Below are 9110 nucleotides of genomic sequence, written 5' to 3'. Positions count from 1 at the left end.
CCGGCCAAACACATCCACCCAGCCGGGCACCACCCACACAAAGACCGGGCTTTGCCGGAGACGGCCGAGCCGAGCACATCCACCCACCCGGGCACCACCCACCAAACGACCGGGCTTTGCCGGAGACGGCCAAGCCGAGCACATCCACCCACCCGGGCACCCCGACGAAGGACCGGGCTCCAAGCAGGGGTCAGCCTTCGTCGAGCAGCGCGCAGCCCCCCGGGTTCCGGCCGCGTTCGGCCGGGGGCCACCTCGACGACCGCTGTGGATCACCTGGGCCCCGTACTTGTAGTCCTCCGTGACCTCATTGCGGAGACGTACTTTCATCCTCGGCGGCCTGACCGGGGTGGGGACCGTGCTCCTGGCGCCCCACGCCGCCAACGCGATCAGCTACCCGTTCACCCTGGGCGTGGCCTCGGGTGATCCGGCGGCGGACGGGTTCGTCCTGTGGACCCGGCTGGCGCCGAGCCCGCTGAACGCCGACGGCCTGGGCGGGATGCCCGACACGGCGGTGCCGGTGGAGTGGCAGGTGGCGGCGGACGAGCGGTTCACCCAGGTGGTGCGGTCCGGGACCGCCACCGCCGCGCGGGCCTCGGCGCACAGCGTGCACGTCGAGGTGACCGGCCTGCAGCCGGGCCGCGAGTACTGGTACCGCTTCCGCGCCTCCGGGTTCATCTCCCAGGTGGGGCGGGCCAGGACGGCTCCGGCGGTGGGCACCAGCCCGGAGCTGACCATGTTGTTCACCTCGTGCTCGCACTACGAGGCGGGTTACTTCACCGCGTACCGGCGGATGGCCGAGGAGCGCCCGGACCTGATCCTGCACCTGGGCGACTACATCTACGAGGGTGCGGCGAGCAGCACCGCCGTGCGCAAGCACGCGCCCACCGTGGAGATCGACGACCTGGCCGACTACCGCGTCCGCCACGCCCAGTACAAGACCGACCCGGATCTGCAGGCCGCGCACGCGGTCGCGCCCTGGGTGCCGGTCTGGGACGACCACGAGGTCGAGAACAACTACGCCGGGCTCGTCCGCAACGACAGCTCGCCCGCCGGTGACTTCCGCGCCCGCCGCACCGCCGCGTACAAGGCGTACTACGAGCACATGCCGCTGCGCGCCGCGCAGGTGCCGGTCGGGGCGGACATGCGGCTGTACCGGCGCATCCGGTGGGGGAGCCTGGCCACCTTCCACATGCTCGACACCCGCCAGTACCGCGACGACCAGGCCTGCGGCGACGGCAGCAAGGTGTGCCCGGAGGCCGACGCGGCGACCCGCACGCTGACCGGGGCGGCGCAGGAGGCGTGGCTGCTGGACGGGATGCGGCAGAAGCTGGGCACCTGGGACTTCCTGGGCCAGCAGGTGTTCTTCGCGCAGAAGCTGGCTTCCGCCGACGGCGCGCGCAGCATGGACGCCTGGGACGGCTACACCGCCAACCGCGATCGGCTCCAGCGCGGGTGGGACGCCCAGGGCAACCGGGGCACCGTGGTCCTGACCGGCGACGTGCACCGCTCGTGGGCGTCGAACCTGATGCGGGACTACACCGCGCAGGACCGGGTCGTCGGCACCGAGCTGGTGACCACCTCGGTCACCTCCGGCGGTGACGGGAACGCCTCGGACAACGGGCTCTCCGCGCTGAACCCGCACGTGAAGTTCCACAAGAACCTGCGCGGTTACGTCCGCACCGTCACCAGTTCGACCCGGATGGCGGTGGACTTCCGCGCGGTCGACCGGGTCACCGTTCGCGACTACCCGGTGAAGACCGTGGGCAGCTACGTCATCGAGGCCGACAACCCCGGATTGCAGGCGCCGTGAACAAGACGATCCCCGTGCTGGCGGCGGCGCTGCTGACCGCCGCCCTCACCACCCACACCGCCGCCGCGGCGGGCACCACCCCCGCTGACATCACCTGGGCCACGGCCAACTCCGTCTCCACCGGCAACCAGCACAACGCCGCGGTTTCCGCGGTCCGCAACGGTTGGACCGCCGTGGCCTGGGAGGACGACCGCGACGGCGGGGACGCGCTGCACAGCGAGGTCTTCCTCCGCCTGTTCAAGGACGGCGTGTCCCGCTACGAGACCAAGCTGTCGGCGGGCGGCACCGGCAACTGGACCCACCTGCAGCCGGACGTGGCACTGCACGACGACGGCAGCGCCGTGGTGGTGTGGGCCACGGACGGCGACGGCAACGGCTACTACAACATCGCCGTCCGCGCGGTCCGCACCGACGGCACCGTTTCCGGTTCCGCGACCGCCAACGCCTCCTCCGACGGCCAGCAGCTCGACCCGGCCGTGGCCGCCGACCCGGACAGCGCGGGTTTCGCGGTGGTGTGGGAGGACGAGCAGACCGCGACCGCGCCCACGGTCCGCGTCGCTGGCTTCGCGTCGGTCACGTCGAAGACCTACGAGGCCCAGGTCCACGCCGCGGGTGGCACCCACCAGCGCCCGGACGTGGCCGTGGGCGCGGCGGGCAACGCCGTGGTGGTGTGGGACGAGGACGGCGACGCCAACGGCTCGTTCAACGTCGGCCTCAAGGTGCTGACCCCGGCCGGTGGGGTCAAGCGGGCGCAGGGGGTCGCCAACGCGACCACCGCGGGCCAGCAGCGGCACCCGTCGGTCGCGGCGAACTTCGCCGGTGACTTCGCTGTGGCCTGGGAGACCGACCACACCGGGACCGCCGCGACCGCTGTCCGCTCGTTCACCGCCGCGGGCGCGGCGGGTGCGGAGACCGTGCTGGCGGGTGCGGACCCCCAGGTGGGCATCGACGACCAGCGCGGCGTCGCCGTCGCCTGGAGCACGGGGCAGGACGTGTTCGCCCAGGGCCTCAACGCCGACGGCACCGCCACCGGCAGGCTGCCCCGCCTCGCCGCGGTCAAGACCGCCACCGGCCGCCAGGAACACCCCGCCCTCGGCGTCGACGCGTGGGGTCAGCTCACCGTCGCCTACACCGACGACAACGACGGCAACGGGGCGGACCAGGTCTACCTGGGCACCGGGCTGCTGAACAGCACCTGGTGACCGGCTCCGGGTGACCGGAACACGGACGAGTCGCCGTTCATCGCCCCCCGTGCTCGCCAAGGGCTGGGCGACCGCGTCGCGGGCGAGCCCGCCCGAGGCAACCGCTGATCCCAGCCCCACCGCTGCCCCCGCCGCGTGCGCGCCGGGGGCAGCGGTGTTCCGGGCCGGGAGCGACTAGCGGGAACTGATCGCGCGGCGGGGGGAGTTCGGGCCGTTGTCCGCACCCACGACCCACTGGCTGTGCGGCGCGATCGCCAGCCAGCCCACGGAGCGCTGCGCGCCGGTCGACGCGAACTCGACCGGAACGCCGTGGCGCGGCCAGATCCGGCCGCCGCTCGTGCGCGCGCCGCCCACCTCGACGGCCTGCGTGCCCGCGACCTGCCCGGCCTGGTTGATGCTGTTGCCGGTGGAGGGCAGCGGGCTGGCCGGTGTCAGGTCGGTGATGGTGCCCGCGCGCCAGCGGAACGCGTGGTAGGCGCCGCTCGCGGTCTCGGAGGTGCCCGTCACCTCGCCCGCGTCGTTCAGGTACGGCCCGCGGCCCACGCCGGGCAGGTTGGTGACCGCCTGGTTGCCGCCGAGGGTGCCGATGTCGGTCAGCACCCCGTCGCGCCAGAAGCCGACCCGGTAGCCGCCCTCCGGGACCACCAGGTCGAACAGCACGTCACCGCGGGCGTTGATCCCCGTCGGCTCGGGCGGGTAGCCCCCGCCGAACGGGTTGGGCACGGCGACGGCCGCGCCGCTGCCCGCGCGGTACACGTGCGTGCCCGAGTCCGAGGACACGGCGACGTCCCCGCGCGGGCCGATCCGCCCCAGGTGGCCGTCGGTGGAGATGGTGCGCCAGACCCCGGCGCGCCACGTCGCGAACAGGTAGCCAGGCCCGGACTCGGTCACGGCCCGCACCAGCACCTCGCCGACCTCGGAGATGCCCAGGCCGACCGCTGAGACCGCCCCGGGCGGCAGCAGGTCGGTCGTGCGCCCACCCGACCACAGCACCGCCGAGGACACGCCGCCGACCCGGCGCGTGCCCACCACCTGGTCGCGGGAGTTGAACTCGATGGCCTGGCTGGGGTTGGGGTCGAGCGGCAGCAATTTGCCGCCGCGCCAGGTCACCGCGTGCTGGTCGAAGGAATCCGCCTGCCGGGCGTTGCCCACGACGAGCCCGCTGGGGGTCACCCCGAGGGCCGAGGCGGAGTGGTCGGGGGAGGGAGCAGGCAGTTCTCGCAGGGTGGGTGCGGCCACGGCGACCGCCGTGGCCTCCGTGCCGAGCAGGGCGGTGGCTGCCAGCAGCACCGCGGGGACCAGGGTTGCGCGCATCACGGTCCTCTCATCGGGTGATCAGGACGTGACACAAGGTATACATAATGCCGTTACTCAAACAAGGGCATTATCCGAAAAGTTCCTCGGTCCCTAGGGTCGGGTGAGGGTGCCGGGAGTGCCCGACACGGGCTCGGGGACGCGGACGGAGGTGAAGGAAACCCTGCGGCGCAGGTGGAAGCCGAGTGCCTGGTAGAGGCGGATGGCGTTGGTGTTGGTCGCGGGCGTGTGCAGGAACGGGCGTTCGCCGCGCTCGCGGATGCCCGCGACGAGGGCGCGGACCAGCCTGGTCGCCAGCCCCTGGCCGCGCTGGGACTCGTCGGTGCAGACGGCGCTGATCTCGGTCCAGCCGGGCGGGTGCAGGCGTTCCCCGGCCATGGCGACCAGTTCCCCGCCCCGGCGGATGCCCAGGTAGGTGCCGAGTTCGATGGTGCGGGGCAGGAACGGGCCGGGTCGGGTGCGCTGCGCCAAGGCCAGCATCTCCGGCACGTCCGCGACCGCCAGCCGCACGGCCTCGGGGTCCGCGGCTCCCTCGACCCCGGCGTCCACCAGTTGCACCCCGGGGATGGACAGCGTTGTCTCCCAGCCCGGGGGTGGGGTGTCCAGGCCGGGGATGAAGACCTCGTTCCCCGCGCCCGCCAGCTCCGCGACCTCGTCCCACGCCGACACCCCGGGCCGCACGGCCGCGAACGGTGAGACGTCCACCGGGTAGCGGACCACCCGGCCGTGCCGCTCGGCGAGCTGGGCGTGCGCCCCGGTCAGCGACTCCCAGGTCGCGTTGTCCAGTACCCGCTCGGCGTTGTCCAGCGCCCGCTCGGCCGCCATCGCGCTCCTCCGGTCCCTCGTTCCGACACCGGGGTGAACCCGCCCGCACTGCCCGGTGTTCCGCACCGTGGGTGATCCCACTGCCCGGGAGGCGGGGAGCTGTCCCGCTCCGGCGGGGGTGGCGGTGGGTCAGGCGGAGAGCCTGCTCCGCAGTTCCGTCAGCGCGTGGCCCAGGGGCAGGTCGACCCGGTGGGTGGCGTGTTGGTCGCCTCGGGTCTCGCCCTGGTTGATGATGGCGACGGGGGTGGCGGTGGTGGCGGCCCGGCGGATGAAGCGCAGGCCGGACATCACGGTCAGCGACGAGCCCAGGACCAGCACCGAGGCCGCCGCGTCGACCAGGGCGTTGCACAGGTCGACCCGCGGCCGGGGGACGTTCTCGCCGAAGAAGACCACGTCGGGCTTGAGGACGCCGTCGCAGGTGCGGCAGGCGACCACCCGGAAGTCGGCCACCGCGGTGTCGTCGAGGTCCACGTCGCCGTCGGGGTTGATCGGGGCGGCCTCGGCGGAGAAGTCGGGGTTGGCCTCGGCGAGGCGGCGGTCCAGGTCCTCGCGCGGGGTGGGTTCGCGGCAGGACAGGCAGACGACCCGGTCCAGGCCGCCGTGCAGTTCGACCACGTCGGGGGTGCCCGCGGCCTGGTGCAGGCCGTCGACGTTCTGGGTGATCACGCCGGTGAGGTGGCCGCGGGCGTGCAGGGCGGTGACGGCGCGGTGGCCCGCGTTCGGGGCGGCGCGGGCGATGGTGCGCCAGCCGACGTGGCTGCGCGCCCAGTAGCGGCGGCGGGCGTCGGGGTCGGCGACGAACTCCCCGTAGGTCATGGGGGTGTGCTTGCGCAGGCTGCCCGCCGCGCCCCGGTAGTCCGGGATGCCCGATTCGGTGGACAGGCCCGCGCCGCTGAGCACCAGCACACCGCCGCGGTCCACCAGCTCGACCACCTCGTCCAGTCGGGTGGTCCTGGGCAGCGGCGGTCCGCCTGCCGTCCAGCTCAGGGTCGGCCGGGTGCGCATGCGTCCATCCTACGTCCGTCTTGGCGGTGCTCGCCCGTGCCGACGGGCCTGCCCACCAGGGGTTTCCCACTCGGTGGATCGCGGGCGCGGGCGGGGGAGACTGGCGGCAGCGGACCGTGGACGGTGGAGGTGGCGTGGTGGGTGCGGAACCCTTGCGGAGGCTGGGCTTCCTGACGATCGGGCTGTTCGACCCGGACGACCCCCGACCGGGGCACGAGTCCACGTTGGAGGTCATCGAGCTGGGGGAGCGGCTCGGGTTCGACAGCGCGTGGGTGCGCCACCGGCACCTGCAGCACGGCATCTCCTCGCCGGTGGCGCTGCTGGCCGCGGCCACCCAGCGCACCAGCCGGATCGCGCTGGGCACCGCCGTGATCCCGCTGGGCTGGGAGAACCCGATCCGGCTGGCGGAGGACCTGGCGACGGTCGACGTGCTCTCCGGCGGGCGGCTCAACCCGGGGGTCAGCGTCGGCCCGCCGATGCACTACGACCGGCTCAAGGACGCGCTCTACCCGGACACCGCCGACGTCGAGGACTTCAGCTACCGCCGTGCGGAGCGGCTGCTGTCGGCGTTGCGCGGGGAGAAGGTGACCGGGTTCAGCGGCACCGAGGGCATCGAGGTGTTCTCCGACCGGGTGGAGCCGCACGCGGCGGGGTTGTCCGAACGCCTCTGGTACGGCGGCGGCAGCCTGCGTTCGGCGCAGTGGGCCGGTGAGCAGGGGTTGAACTTCCTGACCAGCAACGTCGTCCGCGCGGGTGAGACCGAGCAGGACTTCGACAGCATCCAGCTCGCGCAGGTCCTGCGGTTCCGCGAGCACCACCCGCTGGGCGACCGGGCGCGCGTCTCCCAGGGCCTGGTGGTGATCCCCACCGACTCCGCGACCCCGGCGCAGCGGGCGAAGTACGAGGAGTACGTGGCAGGCCGCACCCCGCGCACCGCCGAGCCGCAGGGTCCGGCCCGGGTGGTGTACGCCCGCGACCTGGTCGGCACGTCCGCGCAGATCGCCGAGCGGCTGTCCGAGAACGCGGCGTTCCAGCAGGTCACGGAGGTGGCGTTCGCGCTGCCGTTCACCTTCGAGCACGAGGACCACGTGCAGATCCTCACCGACGTCGCCACCCACCTCGGACCCGCGCTGGGGTGGCGACCGACCGCGTGACCTACCCCGACCGGGTGCCCAGCGCCCGGAAGCCGCCCATGAACAGCGCCGTGATGATCTCCACCAGCTCCGGGGTCGTGGCCGAGCGGTAACCGAGGGTCTGGTCCACCAGCACCTCGTTGACCCCGCCGACGAGCACCATCACCCCGGTCTCCAACTGGTGCGGCGCCAGCGTCTCGGCTTCCGCGGGCACCAGGGCGGCGATGTAGCGGACGAACGCGTGCAGCACCTCGCGGCGGCGGGCCTCCAGCTCCGGGCTGACGCCGACGATCTCGATGACCATCACCCTGGCCCGGCGCCGGTCGGCGGACATGGTGTCGACCAGCGCGGTGAGCCCGGCCCGGACGCGGTTCTCGACCTGCTCGCCCGCGGCGGCCACGGCCGTCTCCACGGCCGCCCGCACCAGGGCGGCCTGCTCGTCGTAGACGGCGCGGAGCAACTGCTCGCGCTCGGTGAACGACTCGTAGAAGTAGCGCTGGGTCAGCCCGGCCTCCGCGCACACCTGCTTCACCGAGGAGGCGGCGTAGCCGTCGGTGCCGAACAGCTCCAACCCCGCGGCCAGCAGCCGGGAGCGCCGCTCGGCCTGGCGCTGCCCGGCGTCGCGGCCACCGTAGCGGCGGCCATCGGTGGTGACCCCGGTCACAGGTTCTGCCTTCGCTTGACCATGTCCGCAGCCTACTGACATGGTTTCGTGTCAGATGTTGTGACACGTTGGCGTGTCAGATCGGGGAAGGGGACGTGCGGGCATGGCGCAGCAGCAACGGAACATGCGGATCTCGGACGAGGACCGGCGTGGCGCCGCCGAGGAGCTGCGCGCCGCGCACGCCCAGGGCAGGCTCAGCCTGACCGAGTACGACACCAGGCTCGACGGGGTGAACCGCGCGACGACCTACGGCGACCTCGCCAAGATCTTCACCGACCTGCCCGCGGTGTCCCACGCCCGCACCGAGCGGCGGTCGTCGGCGCCGAAGTGGGTCCGCATCGTCTGGCTGTGGTGGACCGTCACCCTCGTGATCAACCTGGCCGTCTGGGCCCTGGTCCGCTTCCAGCTCAGCGACGACGTCCACTTCTGGCCGGTCTGGCTGCTGATCCCGACCATCGCCATCGCCGCGGTCACCTACCGCGCCACCACCGCGCACGCCGCCAAGCAGGCCCGCCGCACCCCCGCCTGGCGGGGTTGATACCAGGTTCGCGACAACTCGCCCGCTGCCCCTAACGCGCGGCCCGCACGCGCTGACTCCTCCAGGACACCGCCGTCCGGTGAGGAAGAGGCACGCGAATGAAGATCGACATCTTCAACGAGATCCAGAACCCCCGCCCCTGGGGTCCGGATCAGGAACAGCTCCGGTTCCGCCAGGCCCTGGCCCAGGCCGAGCTGGCCGATGAGCTCGGCTACGGCTGCTGGTGGCAGGTCGAGCACCACGGGGCCGAGGAGTTCAGCCTGTCGTCGGCACCGGAGATGGTGCTGGCGGCGATCTCGCAGCGCACCAGCCGCATCCGGCTCGGGCACTCCGCGGTGCTGGCGCCGAGCCGGTTCAACCACCCGATCCGGGTCGCCGAGCGGGCGGCCACGCTCGACCACCTCAGCGGCGGCCGGGTCGAGCTGGGGCTGACCCGGTCCACCGTGCCCGAGTGGCGGCTGTTCAACATCGACAAGGACGACGTGCGCCCGCAGACCGCGGCCGCCTTCGACATGATCCCGAAGATGTGGACCAGCGACCGCTTCTCCCACGACGGCGACGGTTTCACCATCAACGACGTGCCGATCCTGCCCAAGCCGTACCAGACCCCGCACCCGCC

Annotated in this window: 9 protein-coding genes; 5 read left to right on the top strand and 4 right to left on the bottom strand. The window is 72.9% G+C overall.

What is annotated here, in order from left to right:
- Nucleotides 1–298: 298 nt before the first annotated feature.
- Both UO65_RS07375 and UO65_RS07370 read left to right on the top strand, forming a co-directional pair.
- The gene (locus tag UO65_RS07375; RefSeq protein ID WP_035279980.1) at nt 299–1810 is read left to right on the top strand and encodes an alkaline phosphatase D family protein; all 1512 of its coding nucleotides are present in this window, start codon (nt 299–301) and stop codon (nt 1808–1810) included.
- Complete coding sequence (locus UO65_RS07370) at nt 1807–3012, top strand: hypothetical protein (protein WP_035279979.1); 1206 nt, start codon at nt 1807–1809, stop codon at nt 3010–3012. Before UO65_RS07375 ends, UO65_RS07370 begins: the two co-directional genes overlap by 4 nt.
- Nucleotides 3013–3186: 174 nt before the next feature.
- Here UO65_RS07370 and UO65_RS07365 read toward each other — a convergent pair whose 3' ends face one another.
- The 3 genes from UO65_RS07365 to UO65_RS07355 all read right to left on the bottom strand — a co-directional run bounded on the left by UO65_RS07365 (nt 3187) and on the right by UO65_RS07355 (nt 6156).
- Nucleotides 3187–4326, bottom strand: coding sequence for a hypothetical protein (locus tag UO65_RS07365; RefSeq protein ID WP_035279978.1), 1140 nt, complete (start codon nt 4324–4326; stop codon nt 3187–3189).
- 93 nt (nt 4327–4419) lie between these two features.
- A complete protein-coding gene (locus UO65_RS07360; protein WP_052020865.1) occupies nt 4420–5151 on the bottom strand; it encodes a GNAT family N-acetyltransferase in 732 nt (243 codons plus the stop codon).
- Nucleotides 5152–5280: 129 nt separating this feature from the next.
- Complete coding sequence (locus UO65_RS07355; RefSeq protein WP_035279977.1) at nt 5281–6156, bottom strand: NAD-dependent protein deacetylase; 876 nt, start codon at nt 6154–6156, stop codon at nt 5281–5283.
- 137 nt (nt 6157–6293) lie between these two features.
- Between UO65_RS07355 and UO65_RS07350 the strand changes: the two genes are divergently transcribed.
- Nucleotides 6294–7310, top strand: a complete 1017-nt coding sequence (locus tag UO65_RS07350) for an LLM class flavin-dependent oxidoreductase (protein WP_200873326.1) — start codon at nt 6294–6296, stop codon at nt 7308–7310.
- A gap of 1 nt (nt 7311) precedes the next feature.
- Here the strand turns inward: UO65_RS07350 and UO65_RS07345 are convergent, their stop codons facing one another.
- Nucleotides 7312–7953 (bottom strand): TetR/AcrR family transcriptional regulator, encoded by a 642-nt coding sequence (locus UO65_RS07345; RefSeq protein ID WP_035279975.1) that lies wholly within the window; start codon nt 7951–7953, stop codon nt 7312–7314.
- Between the two features lie 103 nt (nt 7954–8056).
- Between UO65_RS07345 and UO65_RS33135 the strand changes: the two genes are divergently transcribed.
- Together UO65_RS33135 and UO65_RS07335 are read left to right on the top strand one after the other, a co-directional pair.
- On the top strand, nt 8057–8491 hold the full coding sequence (locus UO65_RS33135) for a DUF1707 SHOCT-like domain-containing protein (protein WP_052020864.1): 435 nt from the start codon (nt 8057–8059) through the stop codon (nt 8489–8491).
- A 98-nt stretch (nt 8492–8589) separates the two neighbouring features.
- Nucleotides 8590–9110: LLM class flavin-dependent oxidoreductase (locus UO65_RS07335; RefSeq protein ID WP_035279974.1), on the top strand; the 521-nt coding region annotated here is incomplete at its 3' end.

This window comes from Actinokineospora spheciospongiae, assembly GCF_000564855.1.
Lineage (GTDB): Bacteria > Actinomycetota > Actinomycetes > Mycobacteriales > Pseudonocardiaceae > Actinokineospora > Actinokineospora spheciospongiae.
The sequence above is the reverse complement of the archived record's forward strand: the minus strand, read 5'-3'. Positions and strand labels throughout refer to the sequence as shown.